Below are 18,170 nucleotides of genomic sequence, written 5' to 3'. Positions count from 1 at the left end.
CTCATATTATTAAACCTGCATTCTCATCATTTCCTGGTATGCTTCAACCACTTTGTTTCTGACTTCCATTGTAGCCTGCAGTGTAATGCTCGCCTTTTGGCTCGCAATCATTACCTGATGGAGGTCAACGTTTTCCCCACGAGCTAGTTTTCCCGTCATTGCATCTGACTGAAGCTGAGTTTTATTTAAATTTTCAATAGATTGCTTAAGTACGGACGAAAAACTTTTTTGCGCTTCGTATGGTGTAGTTGTGGGAGTAGACACTTTTGTTTCAAATGGCCTGACCATTTGGCTGACAGAATTAATCCCAGCTGAGTTCATTTAGTTATCTCCTTATTTTCCTATCTCAAGGGCTTTCATCATCATGCCCTTGGAAGCGTTGAAAACCGTGACATTTGCTTCATAAGATCGTGTCGCGCTTATTAAATCCACCATTTCCCTTAATGGTTCGACATTGGGATACACAACATATCCTTCTTGATTTGCATCTGGGTGTTCAGGATCATATACCATCTTTAGAGGATTTTCCCTGTCCTCTATTATTCTCGATACTTTAACTCCATTTCCAGCCCCTGAGCCGTCTGTTTTTCCCATTGCTTTATTCAGGAATGAAGAAAAGTTTCCTTCCTTAGGTTGAAGGACGACCATTTTCCTGCGGTATGGCTCACCATTTACACCTCTGGTCGAATCAACATTCGCCATGTTGGAAGAAATGACATCCATTCTGAGACGCTGAGCAGTTAACGCTGATGCAGTCGTGTTCATGCTATGAAACATGGTCATGATTACTTACCTCCCCTAATGACTGTTTGGAGAGAGTTGAATTTCCCATTAATCCTCTCAGTCAGCGCATTATAGTAAATTTGGTTTGTAGCCAAATCGGCCATTTCTTTATCCAGATCAACACTGTTTCCATTCTGGTTATAATTCACGTTTGGATAAGTAACGACTCCAGGTAAACGACTCGCTTTGCTGCTGAATTCATAATGGCGGGCATCTGATCTATTCGCTTGAAAGGATTTGCCCATTACATCCTGAAATACTGCCTTGAAGGACACGTCCTTTGCTTTATAATTCGGTGTATCAACATTCGCGATATTCTGCGAAATGACTTTTTGCTTCGCAGAAGAATAGTTCAACGCATGCTCGAGGGTTGATACAGTGTTTGAAAACAACTTCAATTTTTGCACCTCGCAATTGCTCCACTGGATTATTTTGCTGAATTTTGTAATTCCTTGGTGAATTTCGTCATTATATTCCTAATTGTAAAGAATCTGAAATAATCTGTCTATGTACTTTCAGTTAATTTTTATCATGCATAATGCTCATTTTTCAAAACAGGACAAAAGACCTATTAGTTTACTTAATATTATATTTTCAATAAATGCAGCCTCTTTTTTGTAAAGTTTTAAAAAAAAGATAGGAGTAACGAATCACTATTTCTAATTTTTCCAGGCAGATGAAAGGCTAAATTGCTATATTGGTAAAACTTTTTTCCATTATCTTCTTTTTAAAATCCCTCGATTTTAATTTGATAATTTGATGAGTGTAAAAAAAACGCAATATTTTTGTAACATTAACTGGTCGTAAACTTGTACTTAGCTAACTAAACTCGCAAGTAGGACAAAAAATCCGCTGAAGTTCAGCGGATTTTTTCATTATTATTTAATTGTTTTTAAGTTTTTCAAGTTCAAATAGGAACTTGTCATTTAATACTTTGATATAAGTTCCTTTCATTCCAAGGGAACGAGATTCGATAACTCCTGCGCTTTCTAGCTTGCGCAGTGCATTGACGATTACGGAACGAGTGATGCCGACTCTGTCAGCTATTTTAGAAGCAACTAGAAGGCCTTCTTTTCCGTTAAGTTCTTCAAAGATGTGCTCGATCGCTTCCAGTTCACTGTAGGATAATGAACTGATAGCCATTTGGACTACAGCTTTGCTTCGTGCTTCATCCTCAATCTCTTCAGCCTTTTCACGAAGGATTTCCATCCCTACAACGGTCGCGCCATATTCCCCAAGAATTAGGTCATCGTCGTGGAATTGTTCTTCAAGACGGGCAAGGATCAATGTACCTAGACGCTCACCGCCGCGATAATCGGTACGATCGTTTTTAAGCCGTTTTTGAAAAGTTCTTTGTTTTCAACAGGGAATGCAGTGTACTCACTCTCAACATCCAGGTTCGGTGATGTCTCCTGTATATTGAAAAGATTCTTTGTATACTCTTCAGGGAATTGGCGGTCTTCTAACATTTTAACCATTCGGTCATTTTCGATTTGCTGATTGATTCCTAACCCTAATAGCTTCCCTCTGCGGCTGACAACAAAGATGTTGGCCTCGATTACTTCACTTAGAGTTTCTGACATTTCTTTGAAGTTTACCGGTTTGCCTGCAGCTTTTTGGAGCAGGGCATTAATTTTTCTAGTTTTTGATAGTAAGTCCATTGTTTCTTCCTCCTATTTGCTTCAAACAAAAAATCATTTATTTTAATCCTGGCTAGTTTCAATACTTTACCACAATAAGCAGTCATTTTTTGTCTACCCTATTGAGTATGCATTAAAACGATTACCCATTATAATATGAACTGGCTTAAATCTTTGTTTCTTGAGATCGCGCCAAGTTTTTCTTCTACATATTGCGGAGTGATCGCAACCTTCTCCAGATTGATATCTGGAGCTTCAAAGCTCAGGTCTTCAAGCAGCTTCTCAAGAATCGTCTGCAGTCTTCGCGCTCCGATGTTATCCGTATTCTGATTCACATCATAAGCGACTTCAGCTATTTTACGAATAGCATCGTCAGAAAATTCAATTTGTATACCTTCTGTTTCCAATAAAGCTTCATATTGCTTTGTAAGTGCATTATCAGGCTCTACAAGAATCCTGTAAAAGTCCTCAACTGTCAGCTTAGTAAGCTCTACCTGATTGGGAAACGCCCTTGCAATTCAGGTATCAGGTCGGAAGGCTTCGCCATGTGGAAAGCACCTGCAGCGACAAACAAGATATGGTCTGTTTTTACAGGACCGTACTTCGTGTTAACAGTCGACCCTTCCACAACTGGAAGTATGTCCCTCTGAACACCCTCACGAGAAACATCTGCACTGGAACCGCCGGAATTCTTGCTGGCAATTTTATCAATTTCATCAATGAAAATGATGCCTGCCTGCTCAGCACGGTATGTAGCATCCTGAGTCACCTCATCCATATCAATCAGCTTATGGGCTTCCTCATTGATTAATACCTTCCTGGCCTCACGTACAGGCAGCCTTCGTTTCTTGCGTTTCTTAGGCACCAATCCACTCAAAGCATCCTGCATATTCATTCCCATTTGTTCCATACCAGAACCCTGGAGCATATCAAACATGGAAGGCGTCTGCTCCTCGACTTCAACGGTTACCAGCTCATCCTCAAGCTCACCTTTTTCGAGCTTTTCCTTGATGGTTTTACGCTTTTCGAATAACCCCAAATCTTCTGATTGGTTTTGCTCTTGTTCAGGCTGCTGGCTTCCGCCGAACAACATTTCCAGTGGATTTTTGTAATTGACGGATTTTTTCGCTGATGGGACTAACAGTTCGACAAGACGGCGGTTTGCATTTTCTTCTGCCGGTTCCTTTACATTCTCCATTTTTTCCTCTTTTACAAGCCTGATTGAGGTTTCAACAAGATCCCGAACCATGGATTCGACATCACGGCCAACATAACCGACTTCAGTGAACTTAGTCGCTTCCACCTTGACGAAAGGAGCGCCAACTAACTTAGCCATTCTTCTGGCAATTTCTGTTTTGCCTACTCCAGTAGGCCCAATCATCAGGATATTCTTAGGGATGATTTCATCCCGGATATTCTCAGCGAGCAAGCCGCGGCGGTATCTGTTCCTGAGAGCAACTGCAACAGCTTTTTTTGCATCCTTTTGACCGATAATATATTGGTCCAGCTTTTCCACAATCTGCCTTGGAGTTAAATTTGTCGTTTGCTTCACACTCAACACTCCTTTTCCGTTACAGTTCTTCCACGATAATATTGTGGTTTGTGTAAACACAAATATCAGCAGCAATTTCCAATGAAGATTTCGCGATTTCTTTTGCTGTTAAATGTTCTCCAGCATATTGCTTTAATGCACGGCCAGCAGACAAGGCATAATTACCTCCAGAACCTATCGCCAGAATGCCATCATCAGGCTCAATGACTTCGCCTGTTCCAGAAATAAGAAGCATATCAGCCTCATTCAATACAATCAGCATTGCCTCGAGTTTCCTTAAGACTTTATCACTTCTCCATTGCTTTGCAAGTTCGACCGCGGCTCTTTGGAGATTTCCATTGTATTCCTCGAGCTTGCTTTCGAACATCTCAAACAGGGTGAACGCATCTGCTACTGAACCGGCAAATCCAGCAATTACTTTACCATTAAACAACTTTCGGACTTTCTTTGCTGTGTGTTTCATCACTACAGCATTCCCAAAGGTCACCTGGCCATCGCCTGACATTGCGCATTGGCCTTTATGTTGAACAGCAAATATCGTTGTGGCATGGAATTCTGACATTCCTTCGTCCTCCTTTTGCTTAAGCCCTCGGATGATGTGACATATAAATCTTGCGTAAGTGCTCTTTCGTAACATGGGTATATACTTGCGTTGAAGACAGGAACGCATGGCCCATTAGCTCCTGGACAGTCCTCATATCCGCTCCATTGCTCATCATGTGTGTGGCAAAGGAATGGCGCAGTTTATGGGGATGAATTTTTCCTGTCAGGGCAGACTTTTCAATCAGCTTATTCAGGATCTCCCTGATTCCTCTGTCTGTGAGAGGCCCACCCCGGAAATTCAAGAACAAATGGCCATGATCATCTTTATTCTTAAGAAGATCTGGTCTTCCATTCTTTATGTAGTCTTCAATCGCATCCTGAGCAAAACTACCGAAAGGCACATATCTATCCTTTTTCCTTTTTCCATGAATTAAAACTGTAGATGAAGATAAATCTATATCCTTCAGCTGGATTTTACAGCACTCACCTACACGGATTCCAGTAGCGTAAAGAAGTTCCAAAAGGGCTTTGTTCCTTTTTCCAATCGCTGTTTCGGTTTCACATGCATTAAATAGCTGGGAAAGTTCCTCTTCATAAAAAAAATCTGGCAATCGCTTTTCCAGTTTTGGTATGGATACAAGGGAAAAAGGATTATCTTCTACCATTTTTTCACGAAGCAAAAACTTATAAAAGCTGCGCATACATGAAATCTTGCGGGCGACAGACTTTCTGGAGAGCTGCTGATCGAATAATTTCGTGAGGTAAATCCTTGTATCAGCATACTCAACATCATCAAGACTGGTCAGGCCTTGTTCAGACATGAACAAAAAAATCCCCTAATATCATGTTGATAATGTTCAATAGTATATTGTGAGTAATTTTTTTCAATTTGTAAATATTCAATAAATAAGTTTAAAGAATTGTTCACATTTGCTTCCATCTCGTCACCTCACAAGGGCTACTAAATAGTATCATATTTAAATAGTCCTCGCAATATAAATTACAAATTTTTCGCAAATTTCTGAATTGTTTCCAATGCTCTGGAAGCATGCTTCTCATTACGTTCCTGCTTAGCCTTGATTTTTTCTGGAAGATCAGGGAAAAGCCCGAAATTTGCATTCATCGGCTGGAAGTTTTTCGCGTTCGTTGTTGTAATATATCTGGCCATGCTTCCCATTGCTGTTTCATGCGGGAATTCCACTGGCTCTTCACCTTTTACAAGACGTGCAGCATTGATTCCAGCAATCATGCCGCTCGCTGCAGATTCCACATACCCTTCAACCCCAGTCATTTGTCCTGCAAAGAATAGATTTTCTCTATTCCTGAATTGATATGTTGCTTTTAAAACCTTAGGTGAGTTGATAAAGGTATTACGATGCATGACACCGTACCGAATAATTTCAGCATTTTCCAATCCCGGAATCGATTGAATAACTTCCTTTTGCGGTCCCCATTTAAGATGAGTCTGGAAGCCTACAATGTTGAAAAGTGTTCCAGCAGCATCATCCTGACGAAGCTGAACTACGGCATAAGGCCGCTTACCAGTTCTAGGATCCTCCAGGCCAACCGGCTTCATCGGCCCGAAAAGCATCGTCTTCCTTCCTCTTTGGCCCATGACCTCGATCGGCATACAGCCTTCAAAAAAGATTTCTTTTTCAAATTCTTTAAGCGGAACTGTTTCAGCAGAAATCAAAGCTTCATAAAAACGATCGAATTCTTCCTCTGTCATCGGACAGTTAAGGTATGCGGCTTCCCCTTTGTCATATCGGGATTTCAGATAGACCTTATCCATGTCGATGCTGTCTTTTTCAATAATGGGAGCTGCCGCGTCATAAAAATATAAATATTCTTCCCCAGTAAGCTCCTTCAGTTGTTGGGACAACGCCTGGCTTGTCAATGGCCCCGTAGCGATGATGGTCGGCCCCTGTGGGATTTCTGTGATTTCTTCATTAAATACAGTAACATTAGGATGTCCCTTCACACGGCTAGTAACATGTGCCGAGAACTCATGGCGATCTACTGCCAAAGCTCCGCCTGCCGGTACAGCACATGCGTCTGCTGACCCCATGATGACAGAGTCAAGCTTTCTCATCTCTTCTTTTAATACACCCACTGCATTTGTTAATGTATTTGCGCGCAAAGAGTTACTGCATACCAGTTCAGCAAATTTATCTGTATGGTGAGCAGGTGTCTGCTTTACAGGCCTCATCTCATATAAGTTCACTTTGATGCCTCTTTCGGCAAGCTGCCATGCAGCTTCACTTCCGGCTAAGCCGGCGCCAACGACATTTACTGTAGCTTCGGTCATTTCTATTTCCTCCAGTAGCTTTTAAAAGTTACGCGTGTGCTTATTCTAATCCAAGTTGCAATGTCTAATAGGACCTTAACAGGCAGAATAGAAGCATCTGCCTTTCCAAAAGAATTATTATAACATCTGCCTTGACATAAAGCTTCTATTATATACTCAATCTTACTTACTTTACCCTGATTCCTGTACCATTTTGCACTTTCCTTTACGAAAAAGAAAGAAAAAAGATTCAAAAAAGAAAAGCGGAAGCGCCTTGACCAGCCCCGACAAGCGTTGGAGGGCCTGACAGTGAAGTCGTTCTTTGACTTCATTGGCAGACCGAAACGACTCGAGGGGCTAGGCGCTGGAGCTGGACAAAGAAAAGCGGAAGCGCCTTGACCAGCCCCGGCAGCGCACTTCCCAAACATAAAGAGTGAGCCCAAGGGCTCACTCTAGCTTTGTGGTTCTTCTTTATAGTCGCATTCTGTACACTGAACCTGGACGCCCTTTTTAAGCCTCTTTTCAACTAGCATATTTTCGCATTTAGGGCATTTCCTTGCAAGTGGTTTATCCCATGAAAGGAAATCACATTCTGGGAAACGATCGCAGCCGTAAAAAATCCGGCGTTTCTTGCTCTTCCGCTCAATGATATTACCTTCTTCACACTTAGGGCACTTGACCCCTATCTCCTTGACGATTGCCTTTGTGTTCCTGCAGTCAGGGAAATTGCTGCAGGCCATAAACTTACCGTAGCGTCCCATCTTGAATACCATCGGTGAATCGCACTGATCACAATCTTCCCCGGCGGGTTCATCCTTAATTTCAATTTCTTGCATTTCTTTTTCCGCTACTTCAAGATTTTTCTCAAAACCACGGTAGAATTCGTCAATGACTTTGACCCAATTGATTTTCCCATCTTCGACATTATCGAGGTTCTGTTCCATTTTGGCGGTGAACTCGAGGTCAAGAATTCCCGGGAAGAATTCCAGCATAAGCTCATGGATCACTTCGCCAAGTTCTGTAGGCACGAATCGCTTGTTATCAAGTGACACATAGCCTCTCTTCTGGATAGTATCAAGGGTTGGCGCGTATGTTGATGGCCGGCCGATCCCCATTTCCTCAAGCGTCCTGACGAGCCTTGCTTCTGTATATCTTGGAGGCGGCTGTGTAAAGTGCTGCTTCGGTTCGATATCTTTCTTCGTGACCTCGTCACCTTGCTTTAGTTCAGGAAGGAATTTATCCTTTTCTTCCACCTGGTCATCCGTACCTTCTACATAAACCTTCATGAAGCCTGCGAATTTAACCTTAGATCCTGTCGCACGGAAAGTTACTTCCCCGTTCTTTAAATCAACACTCATCGTATCCATGATCGCTGGAGCCATCTGGCTTGCGACGAAGCGTTCCCATATAAGTTTGTAAAGCCTGTATTGATCCCTTGAAAGGAATTCCTTTATCGTCTCAGGAACCTTCATTGTACTTGTTGGCCGGATCGCTTCATGGGCATCCTGAGCATTGGACTGTTTCTTATCTTTCCTGGCCTCTGTCTGAATGAACTTTTCACCATACTGACCAGTGATATACTCCCTTGCTTCGCCTTGTGCAACTTCAGAAATCCTGGTAGAGTCCGTTCTCATATAGGTGATTAAACCGACTGTGCCTTCTTTTCCTAGGTCGATACCTTCATAAAGCTGCTGCGCAAGCATCATTGTCTTTTTGGCACGGAAGTTAAGCTTTCGTGCTGCCTCTTGTTGCAGTGAAGAGGTAATGAATGGCGGTGCAGGATGACGTTTACGTTCTTTCTTCGTCACCGACTCAACAGTGAATTTGTTCCCCTGTACTTGTTTCAGGATGTTCTTGACATCATCTTCTGATTTCAAATCAGTTTTTTCTTTGCCAATTCCGTAAAAAGAAGCTTCAAAAGAACTTTTGCCTTTCAGGAATTCCGCACCGATTGTCCAATACTCTTCCGGAACAAACGCAGCGATTTCCTTCTCACGATCAATGATCATCCTTAAGGCAACAGATTGCACGCGTCCTGCGCTCAGCCCCTTCTTGACCTTCTTCCAAAGCAGCGGACTGATATTATATCCTACTAGTCTGTCCAGAGCACGACGTGCCTGCTGGGCATCTACAAGGTCCATATTGATCGCCCGGGGATGTTTAAAAGATTCCTTGATGGCATCCTTGGTTATCTCATTAAATACAACCCTGCAATCAGAATGGACATCAACGTCAAGACTTTTGGCCAAGTGCCATGCAATTGCTTCCCCTTCTCTGTCGGGGTCAGCCGCGAGATAGACTTTCTTAGCTTTTTTTGCTGCAGATTTCAATTCCTTCAGAACCGGTCCCTTACCCCGGATTGTAATGTACTTGGGATTATAATTATTTTTCGTATCGATTCCCATCTGGCTCTTAGGCAAATCTATCAAATGCCCCATAGAGGCTTTCACTTTATATTTTTTTCCAAGATAACGCTCAATCGTCTTAGCCTTTGCAGGCGATTCGACGATGACTAAAAAATCCGACATCCTATTGTCCTCCTTAGAGGTATAAAATTACATTAATTATTATCAACATACCGTTGAGTTGTCAAATTAATCCTTTAAGTGAACGGTTTCATCTAACTTAGGGATTTTAAAATACCTGATGCAAAATGTATAACAGATTGAAAATTATTTCAACCTTTTTGATGTAAATTTTATTTTAAATATAAAAATAACCTGCTGAAAAGGTATATTTTTAAAACTTTTTCCAACTCAACTCTACCATTTCAGACCAGGTAAGCTGTTAAGCTTCTGCCTATATTCTCTTTCCATCAACCTCTTTAATAAACCATAATCCAAAAATTATCAATTCTTTTTAGGTTCTGCTTTTTGCATTTTATACAGTTTTCTCAATATTATTCCACATTACATACCAAGTTCCTCTAAAATATCCCCTGAACTTTTAACCAGTTTGGCTCCTTGCTGGATCAAATAGTGGACTCCATCAGAATCCGGACTCAAAATGCTGCCGGGAACCGCAAATACATCCCTGCCTTCATTCAATGCAAAATCTGCCGTGATCAGTGATCCGCTCTTTTCCCTCGCTTCAACTACAAGTGTACCCTCTGAAAGACCGCTGATAATCCTGTTTCGCATTGGAAATTGCCATTTCGCAGGCATGGTTGCTGGTGGATATTCTGATAACACCAGTTGTTTTTCCATCATGTATTCTGCTAATTTAACATTTTCCTTCGGATATAGATTGTGAAACCCGCCAGCTATGACACCAATTGTTTTCCCGCCCAATTTAATGGCTGCTTTATGGGCATGGGCATCGATTCCCCTTGCAAGACCACTAACAATCAGTACATTTTTATCAATTAATGAGGGAAATAAATAGTTGATCGCTCCAATGCCATATGCTGTGGCGTTCCTTGAGCCAACTACAGCAAGTTTTTCTCTGTTCTTTAACAAAGATAAATTTCCTCTGGCAAACAGTATCCACGGAGGTTGATAGATAGTCTTAAGCCTATCTGGGTAGTCGTCGTCAAAAATAGTGATTAGGTGAATATTCTGTGTGGTGTAGTCATTGAGAAGTTTGTCGGCGGAAATAAATTGATGGTCTCTTTTGAGTTGTTCTGCTCGAGGATTAATAGAGGTATAATTTGCAGTTTCATTATTGCTAATTGCAGAATTTTCTTTGAGGATTGAGTAAATTGCTTTCCAGCTGGCATGCCTGCTATGGACAAGCTGGATCAGTTTCTTTTTTAATTCATCCATATGATTCCCCCCCTGGGATTAATAAACAGCCCCTCTGCTAAGAGGGACTGCCTGATTGAATATTTTAGTGTGTTTTGCACTTGTCGTAAAGGTCTTGCTCCTTCAAAACGCGGATCAGCGTTTCGCCCATTACGGATGGAGTTTCTGCAACCTGAATGCCGCATTTGTTCATTACGCGGATTTTTTCGTCTGCCGTTCCTTTTCCGCCAGAAATAATCGCACCGGCATGGCCCATGCGCTTCCCTGGAGGTGCAGTTCTTCCGCCGATGAAGCCAACAACCGGTTTAGTCATATTAGCCTTGATCCACTCAGCTGCTTCTTCTTCAGCCGTGCCGCCGATTTCACCAATCATGATGACAGCATAAGTGTCTGGATCTTCATTGAATGCCTTCAGGACATCGATGAAGTTCGTTCCGTTAACCGGGTCTCCGCCAATGCCTACAGCTGTAGACTGGCCGATTCCTTCTTGAGTTAACTGGTGTACCGCTTCATATGTCAGTGTTCCAGAACGGGATACAACACCAACATGTCCTTTTGTATGGATATATCCAGGCATGATACCAATCTTGCACTCTTCAGGAGTGATGACGCCCGGGCAGTTAGGACCCACTAGGCGAGTCTTCTTTCCTTCCATGTAGCGCTTAACTTTGACCATATCCAATACTGGTATATGCTCAGTAATACAGATTGCTAAATCAAGCTCAGCATCAACAGCTTCGACAATCGCATCTGCAGCAAATGGAGCTGGTACATAGATTACTGTAGCATTTGCGCCTGTTGCATCAACAGCCTCTTGCACAGTGTTGAATACAGGAACGCCTTCTACTTCTGTACCGCCCTTGCCTGGAGATGTTCCTCCAACAATTTTTGTACCATATTCAAGCATTTGTTTTGTATGGAAAAGGGCTGTGGAACCCGTAATCCCTTGAACAATGACTTTTGTATCTTTATTAATAAATACGCTCACGTCAAATTCTCTCCTTTCGATCCTACTTAACTAATGAAACGATTTTTTCAGCGCCGTCTGCCATTGATTCAGCAGCAATGATATTCAATCCAGACTCATTAAGAATCTGTTTTCCAAGATCAACGTTAGTACCTTCAAGACGAACGACTAGAGGAACCTTGAGTCCAACCTGCTTGGCAGCCTCTACTACACCAGTAGCAATTACATCACACTTCATGATGCCGCCGAAGATATTAACAAAGATTCCATTTACGTTTGGATCTGAAAGGATGATTTTGAATGCTTCCGTTACTTTCTCAGCAGTGGCACCGCCCCCAACATCAAGGAAGTTTGCCGGGTCTCCGCCATAATGCTTCACGATGTCCATAGTTGCCATCGCAAGACCAGCACCGTTAACCATGCAGCCGATATTTCCATATAAAGAAATATAGCTAAGGTCATACTTCGATGCTTCAATTTCCTTTGGATCTTCTTCTTCAAGGTCGCGGTACTCAAGGATATCCTTCTGGCGGTATAGCGCATTTGAATCAAAGTTCAATTTAGCGTCAAGTGCCATAACCTGTCCATCACCAGTCACAACCAATGGGTTGATTTCAGCGATTGAGCAATCCTTTTCGATATAAGCGTAATATAAGCCCATCATGAACTTTACAGCCTGGTTGACTAGTTCCTTCGGGATGTTGATGTTGAATGCGATACGGCGAGCCTGGTATGGCATAAGCCCCACTACAGGATCGATTTCTTCTTTGAAGATTTTTTCAGGAGTCGCTTCAGCAACCTCTTCGATCTCCGTTCCGCCTTCTTCAGAAGCCATAAGGACAACGCGTGAAGTAGCACGGTCTAGCACAAGGCCTACATAATACTCCTTCTTGATGTCGCAGCCTTCCTCAATCAATAGACGTTTTACTTCCTTGCCTTCTGGACCAGTCTGGTGAGTAACCAGTGTCTTACCTAAAATCTCAGAAGCATATGTACGTACTTCATCAAGGTTCTTTGCAACCTTGACACCGCCAGCTTTACCCCTTCCGCCAGCATGGATTTGAGCTTTTACGACAACAACAGACGTACCAAGCTCTTTAGCTGCTTCAACAGCTTCATCAACTGTAAAAGCAACCTTCCCATTCGGTACTTTTACCCCATATTTTCTGAGGATTTCTTTTCCTTGATACTCATGGACATTCATTTCCCATCCTCCTATCTATTAGAAAAACGAACAAAAATACAGAATCGCCTATCCATCCGCTCCGTAAATTCATTTTCCTAAGTAGAAAATATAATTCATTTAAAGGTTTTAAAATTAGACTGCGCTTTCATTTTATATAATGAATTATTGATTGTCTACCTTTATGATTTAAATATCTTGCCATTTTAAATATTGTAAAAAAATAACGAAGTGAAAGCTTGTGATTATAAAAAGCCGGAATCATTACGTTTCCCGGCTTTGACAATAATAATCCATGCTAAAAAAGCTATATTCAATCTCTTGGTTTTCTTTGTAAAAATATTATTTTTGTCGTCCTGCTTGTTTATCCAAATGATAGACAAAGGAAAAAAACTTCCGCTACTGCTTGATATAATTCTTCTGGAATTCGCTCATTTAATTCCAGCTGGCTCAGGACTTCAACGAGTGAAGGGTCTTCCTGGATGGGAATTTCATGATTCTTTGCTTTTTCAATAATTTGTTCAGCAACGAGACCCTTACCCTTTGCCATAACTTTAGGAGCGTCCATATTTCCGGCGTTATACCCCAAGGCTACAGCTGATTTCCTTGTATGCTTAGGTGGTTTCATATTTTAATATCCACTCCGCTATATTCTTTTTGGCCATAAAGTTCTGCCAGGCTGCGTTGATTTCTCCCTGTCTGGGATTGCCCAGGAACATGGAAGTGAACAGAGGACAGATGATAATCGATTTCCGCTAGCTTCAATTTCAATAACGGTGTCATTTCTTCTGCCATTTTTCTCAGAGTGGGATTTTCGTTAAAAATCTGGACACTCATAATTCGATTCTGCACTTGCATATCAACGATCACATCATCCAAATGCTCAAGTTTAAGGTAAAAGAGCACACGGCAAAAATCAGCGTCTATTTTTCCGTCTTCAGTCTTTTTCCCACTCCACTGCATCGTGAGTTCATTCGTTTTTCCACCCAGCATAAAGGTATTTGAACGACAAGCTGCTGAATCGGACCTGCTTCCTGGGAAAGCAGCTGGAATCCGGTGAGTTTGTTCAAGATCAGCTCAGCAGCTTCTTTAACAGCAGGTGGAGGATTCTCGTTCAACAGGCGCAGAACAAGGGATTTAAGCGTCTCTGATACTTGTGCCTTGCCAAACTCACCATCCTTTAAAACTTCGCCAAGCTGTTGTTCGTAAGAAAGACCGAGGGCTGATAGGAATTGTTTTATCCTTGTATCAGTAAGCAGTGCGCTGTCAGTTTCTTGCATCAGAGCTGGATGTTCTGCTTTGGCAACTGCTTCTGACAGCAGCTGTGCATACAGGCCTGTTAAATTGCCAGATCGGGGCTGTCCCACAACCTTAAGCAAGTCTACTCCTGCTTGTCGCCACGTATCCTTTTCTCCCATCAGGACAGATAGGGACTCTCCATCGCTCACCATTGAGGTTAACTGCTTGAAAGCCTGGAGTCCTTGCTGTACCTCCGCTTCTTTTCCAGAAGTCCGGTAGAATAACAATTTAAGTGATTCTACCAGCTCATTAGCTTGTAATGGTTTTTCAGGAACGAAATTTGAAATCATCTGTCTTGCTGTAGAACTCTCGCCATTTCCTATGAGTGTAATGATATTTTTGGCGAAATTCAGCCTTCAGGCAGTTCATCTCTAACTGTGCCTAAGCCTTGCAGCCTGCCCAGCATCTGCTGTAAAAGATAGCTTTCACTGCTTTTCGAAGTAATCGCACCAAACTGTTTAAGCAGCTCCAGAGCAACTTGACTTTCCTGACCTTCCCGTTTAACCCATATTGCTGCTAGATTATTTACGGCTGCTTCAGAATTCATTATTTTACTGGATGGCAGCATTTCATTCAAAAGTTTTTTAAGACTTGTACCTGCCGCAGAACTCCACGCCGCGTCTAAAGCCTTGTCAAGCTTATCCATCAACTGGACCAGAGATTGTTCTTTTGTGGTGGTGTAGAGGGCATCAAACACGGCCTGTGTAACAGGAAATCCTCTAGTCAGGATCAATTTCATAGTATCTTGACCAGCATTGCGGGAATCCGCCATACTTAGCCACTCTGACGCCTGCTTTAGAAGTTCACGGTTTACAGGTAGCTGCTCCTTGATGAAAAACCGGATAAGTTCTAGGTTTTCCTTTGTCGGCTGCATTGACAATTCCCCGAGAATCTTTGCCAGGCTTCCAGGCTGGCCCTTATCATCGCTACCTGATCCGATTACCTTCAAATGGACCTTTCCTTCTCCAGGCTGAACCTGGAACCAGTATCTCTCATTTGCTGATAATGGCGTTTCTAATTTCGCAATCATTTTTTGGTTTCCTACTTGCACTTCTGCTACTTGATCAGGGTAGAGCTTCAGGATTTTTCCATTAATGATTTGTCCAGGCCGAAATTCCGCGGTTTTTATTTGCTGTGTTGTTTTTTGGTTAAATAAGCCTTGCAGCGCTCCTGTTTCCATGGTTCACCTGCTTTACCAAGTTCTACTAAATATACTCTCTTACGGGAGCGAATGTCTTCCTGTGATGATTTGTGACACCATGCTCTTTGATAGCCCTAAAGTGTTCAGCGGTTCCATACCCCTTATTTGCTCCGAATCCATAGTGCGGGAATTCAATACTAAGTTCCTTCATCAGCCTGTCCCTCGTTACTTTGGCAATAACGGAAGCTGCCGCGATGGTTATGCTTCTGGAATCACCTTTGATCAGCGCTTCAAACGGATAAGGTGTGTCCAGCTTGACGGCATCGATCAAAAGAAAATCGGGCGTAATCCCTAGTTGGTCCACAGCTGAAAGCATCGCTTTCTTGCTGGCCTGGAGAATATTGATTTCATCTATTTCCGCAGCGCTGATCATTCCGACTCCGAAAGCCAGGGCTTCAGACATGATGACCTCAAAATATTCATCCCTTTTTGATTCAGTCAGTTTTTTAGAATCATTAAGGCCTGGAAGATAAAAGTTCTCCGGAAGGATGACTGCCCCTGCAACAACTGGCCCGGCTAAAGGACCTCGTCCTGCCTCATCAATCCCGGCAATATACTCGAACCCTTCCGATCGATATTTCCTTTCAAAGGAAGTCATGTTGACGAATTGATCATGGACTTGTCTCTTTTGCTCTTCCTGCCTTTCCCATTTCAGGACAAGTTTTTGCACACCTTTGCGGCTGTCTTTTTTTAAGGTTTTCAGGAATTCTTTGTTTACTTCTTCTTTCCCGAAAAGCTGCTGTTCAATTTCACCAATAGTATATTTCTCCATAAAAAATCTCCTAGTGATACTTCTTTATTATGTATCGGCAGTTTAAACCAAAATAAAGGCCCTGGATTCAGGACCTTTTATTTTTGAGCGTCATTTTTTATTTCTTTCACAGAGGTCAAATCCTCAGGTCGTTCAAATGATAGCGGACCTAGTTTTTCTGTCCGTATTTCCCTGATCACAAGTTCTGCGACTTTGTCATAGTCAACGTATCCACCAGGCATTCTGCAGCCGCGAAAATCGCCAATCTGATCAAAAAGCTCCACAATCTCTTCTGGCAGCTCGGAAAGCTTATACCTCTCCTGCAGGCGTTGTGGATAATGCTTTTCTAAAAACCTTAAAGCATATACAGCCAGATCCTGAAGATTAAGAATCGTGTCTTTGATTGCCCCAGTAACTGCAAGCCTTGTGCCTACTTCCTGGTCCTCAAACTTTGGCCAAAGGATTCCCGGAGTATCCAGAAGTTCAAGTTCTTTGCCAACTTTGATCCATTGCTGAGATTTCGTCACTCCAGGCCTATTCCCGGTCTGGGCGATATTTTTTCCTGCAAGCCTGTTGATCAAGGTCGATTTACCAGCATTCGGGATGCCAACAATCATTGCACGAATAGCCCTCGGCTTGACACCTTTTGATTTCAGGCGGTCAAACTTGTCTTTTAAGAGGACCTTGGACTCCTGGACGATTTGCTTTAGCCAGTGCCAGCCTGTGAGTTGATTGCCAGTGCAGTGATTCCTTTTTGACGGTAGTGACGCAGCCATTGTTCTGTTACGGCTTTATCCGCCATATCCGCTTTATTCAGTAAAACAATTCTTGGTTTGTGCTGGATGATTTCATCAATCATAGGGTTCCTGGATGAATACGGTATCCGCGCATCCACCAATTCAAAGATGACATCCACGAGCTTTAATTTTTCCGTGACCTCTCTGCGAGCCTTAGCCATATGGCCTGGAAACCATTGGATCGTCAAAGCAGCCACCTCCTATCTGTTTAGCAATCTCCCGTATGCCTGTTGGGATCTTGTCATGTCCTAATCTATTGTACGAATATCTTCAATAGGCCAATAGATGATGCTGGTCTTTCCCAGCACCTCTTCAAAAGGCACAGTGCCAATGTGGCGGCTATCCTGCTGAAACGCCGGTTATCACCCATAACGAAAAGATGGCCTTCAGGTACAGTCTCCCTGCCGATCTTCTCCTCAAGTGTGAAAGGATCTGTCAGCGGCCCATCCATTACCTGTTTTTTATATTCTGCCAAGTATGGTTCTTCGTATGCTTTCCCATTCACATATAACGTGTCATTTTTATATTCTACTTTATCGCCTGGAAGGCCGATTACTCTTTTTATGTAATCTTTGTTTTCGGGTGCATGAAAGACGATGATATCGAATCTTTCTGGCTTCCCGACTTTATAGCTGAGCTTGTTCACGATCATTCGGTCCTGGTCATGGAGTGTAGGCATCATCGATAAACCGTCCACCACTATTGGTGCAAATAAAAAGTATCGAATAACCGCTGCCAGCACGACAGCAATCAGAAGTGCCTTCGTCCATTCCCATAGTTCATTCTTCTTTTTCTCGGCCATTCTTTTCCCACCATTCCATTATATATGTTGTTTGAGTACATAACTTTATTTTACATAAGTCAGACAAGATAAACACGATGGGCAATGATTTTTAAAATAAATTTAACAATGCTCTTTTTGAAAATGATGCCATTAAATATGCGGTTGCATTTTATTAGCACTTTGCCAGGAAAAGAATCTGAATGAAAAAGGAGCTTGGCTAGGCAAGCTCCTTTTTGACATTCATTCTTATCGAATTTCTTTAATACGAGCTTTCTTACCACGCAGGTTACGTAGGTAGTAAAGTTTCGCACGGCGTACTTTACCGCGGCGGATAACTTCAAGCTTCGCGATTTTTGGTGTGTGAACAGGGAAAGTACGCTCAACGCCTACTCCGTAAGAAACTTTACGTACTGTAAAAGTTTCGCTGATTCCACCACCACGACGCTTAATCACTACACCTTCAAACAACTGGACACGTTCGCGAGTTCCTTCAACAACCTTAACGTGTACACGTACAGTGTCACCAGGACGGAAAGATGGAAGATCAGTGCGAAGCTGTGCTTTTGTGATTTCTTCGATTAAATGTTGCATCGTTTTCAACTCCTCCCACGAATGCTCTTGCACACTTTCATTGCAGCGG

The 18,170-nt window shown here is 42.4% G+C and carries 14 protein-coding genes and 6 pseudogenes; all 20 read right to left on the bottom strand.

The window, feature by feature from the left end; translation table 11 throughout:
- Nucleotides 1–9: 9 nt before the first annotated feature.
- The 20 genes and pseudogenes from fliE to rplS all read right to left on the bottom strand — a co-directional run bounded on the left by fliE (nt 10) and on the right by rplS (nt 18,121).
- Nucleotides 10–288, bottom strand: a complete 279-nt coding sequence (gene fliE / locus JCM21738_RS01145) for a flagellar hook-basal body complex protein FliE (RefSeq protein WP_232215895.1) — start codon at nt 286–288, stop codon at nt 10–12.
- A gap of 45 nt (nt 289–333) precedes the next feature.
- On the bottom strand, nt 334–783 hold the full coding sequence (gene flgC, locus JCM21738_RS01140) for a flagellar basal body rod protein FlgC (RefSeq protein ID WP_023614898.1): 450 nt from the start codon (nt 781–783) through the stop codon (nt 334–336).
- Nucleotides 784–785: 2 nt separating this feature from the next.
- Entirely contained in the window at nt 786–1,181 is a 396-nt protein-coding gene (gene flgB / locus JCM21738_RS01135) for a flagellar basal body rod protein FlgB (RefSeq protein WP_031307882.1), read from the bottom strand.
- Nucleotides 1,182–1,665: 484 nt separating this feature from the next.
- Nucleotides 1,666–2,444: pseudogene (gene codY / locus JCM21738_RS01130) on the bottom strand (GTP-sensing pleiotropic transcriptional regulator CodY).
- 128 nt (nt 2,445–2,572) lie between these two features.
- Nucleotides 2,573–3,975, bottom strand: a pseudogene (gene hslU, locus JCM21738_RS01125) (ATP-dependent protease ATPase subunit HslU).
- A gap of 19 nt (nt 3,976–3,994) precedes the next feature.
- Complete coding sequence (gene hslV / locus JCM21738_RS01120) at nt 3,995–4,537, bottom strand: ATP-dependent protease subunit HslV (RefSeq protein WP_023614902.1); 543 nt, start codon at nt 4,535–4,537, stop codon at nt 3,995–3,997.
- 19 nt (nt 4,538–4,556) lie between these two features.
- A pseudogene (xerC, locus tag JCM21738_RS01115) lies at nt 4,557–5,458 on the bottom strand (tyrosine recombinase XerC).
- A 60-nt stretch (nt 5,459–5,518) separates the two neighbouring features.
- The gene (trmFO, locus tag JCM21738_RS01110) at nt 5,519–6,826 is read right to left on the bottom strand and encodes an FADH(2)-oxidizing methylenetetrahydrofolate--tRNA-(uracil(54)-C(5))-methyltransferase TrmFO (RefSeq protein ID WP_023614904.1); all 1,308 of its coding nucleotides are present in this window, start codon (nt 6,824–6,826) and stop codon (nt 5,519–5,521) included.
- A 431-nt stretch (nt 6,827–7,257) separates the two neighbouring features.
- Complete coding sequence (gene topA, locus JCM21738_RS01100; protein WP_023614906.1) at nt 7,258–9,333, bottom strand: type I DNA topoisomerase; 2,076 nt, start codon at nt 9,331–9,333, stop codon at nt 7,258–7,260.
- Nucleotides 9,334–9,714: 381 nt separating this feature from the next.
- Nucleotides 9,715–10,569: a DNA-processing protein DprA gene (gene dprA, locus JCM21738_RS01095; protein WP_023614907.1), complete on the bottom strand. Its 855-nt coding sequence runs from the start codon at nt 10,567–10,569 to the stop codon at nt 9,715–9,717.
- 64 nt (nt 10,570–10,633) lie between these two features.
- Nucleotides 10,634–11,536 carry a succinate--CoA ligase subunit alpha gene (sucD, locus tag JCM21738_RS01090; protein WP_023614908.1) on the bottom strand — a complete coding sequence of 301 codons (903 nt, stop codon included), beginning with the start codon at nt 11,534–11,536 and terminating at the stop codon, nt 10,634–10,636.
- 22 nt (nt 11,537–11,558) lie between these two features.
- On the bottom strand, nt 11,559–12,719 hold the full coding sequence (sucC, locus tag JCM21738_RS01085) for an ADP-forming succinate--CoA ligase subunit beta (RefSeq protein WP_023614909.1): 1,161 nt from the start codon (nt 12,717–12,719) through the stop codon (nt 11,559–11,561).
- A gap of 321 nt (nt 12,720–13,040) precedes the next feature.
- Nucleotides 13,041–13,326 (bottom strand): annotated as a pseudogene (locus JCM21738_RS01080) (EscU/YscU/HrcU family type III secretion system export apparatus switch protein).
- Complete coding sequence (locus JCM21738_RS22065) at nt 13,323–13,661, bottom strand: hypothetical protein (RefSeq protein WP_052019529.1); 339 nt, start codon at nt 13,659–13,661, stop codon at nt 13,323–13,325. The pseudogene JCM21738_RS01080 and the gene JCM21738_RS22065 overlap by 4 nt, the downstream one beginning before the upstream one ends.
- Nucleotides 13,622–14,287 (bottom strand): hypothetical protein, encoded by a 666-nt coding sequence (locus JCM21738_RS22060; protein WP_052019528.1) that lies wholly within the window; start codon nt 14,285–14,287, stop codon nt 13,622–13,624. Before JCM21738_RS22060 ends, JCM21738_RS22065 begins: the two co-directional genes overlap by 40 nt.
- A 59-nt stretch (nt 14,288–14,346) precedes the next feature.
- Nucleotides 14,347–15,177 carry a TP0910 N-terminal domain-containing protein gene (locus JCM21738_RS01070; RefSeq protein ID WP_052019527.1) on the bottom strand — a complete coding sequence of 277 codons (831 nt, stop codon included), beginning with the start codon at nt 15,175–15,177 and terminating at the stop codon, nt 14,347–14,349.
- A gap of 25 nt (nt 15,178–15,202) precedes the next feature.
- Complete coding sequence (gene rnhB, locus JCM21738_RS01065; RefSeq protein WP_023614912.1) at nt 15,203–15,970, bottom strand: ribonuclease HII; 768 nt, start codon at nt 15,968–15,970, stop codon at nt 15,203–15,205.
- Between the two features lie 77 nt (nt 15,971–16,047).
- Nucleotides 16,048–16,934: pseudogene (ylqF, locus tag JCM21738_RS01060) on the bottom strand (ribosome biogenesis GTPase YlqF).
- 60 nt (nt 16,935–16,994) lie between these two features.
- Nucleotides 16,995–17,548: pseudogene (gene lepB / locus JCM21738_RS01055) on the bottom strand (signal peptidase I).
- Nucleotides 17,549–17,776: 228 nt separating this feature from the next.
- Nucleotides 17,777–18,121 (bottom strand): 50S ribosomal protein L19, encoded by a 345-nt coding sequence (gene rplS / locus JCM21738_RS01050; RefSeq protein ID WP_023614915.1) that lies wholly within the window; start codon nt 18,119–18,121, stop codon nt 17,777–17,779.
- Nucleotides 18,122–18,170 lie beyond the last annotated feature (49 nt).

This window comes from Mesobacillus boroniphilus JCM 21738 (assembly GCF_000517385.1).
Lineage (GTDB): Bacteria > Bacillota > Bacilli > Bacillales > Cytobacillaceae > Mesobacillus > Mesobacillus boroniphilus.
This window is presented reverse-complemented; position numbering and strand designations above follow the sequence as displayed.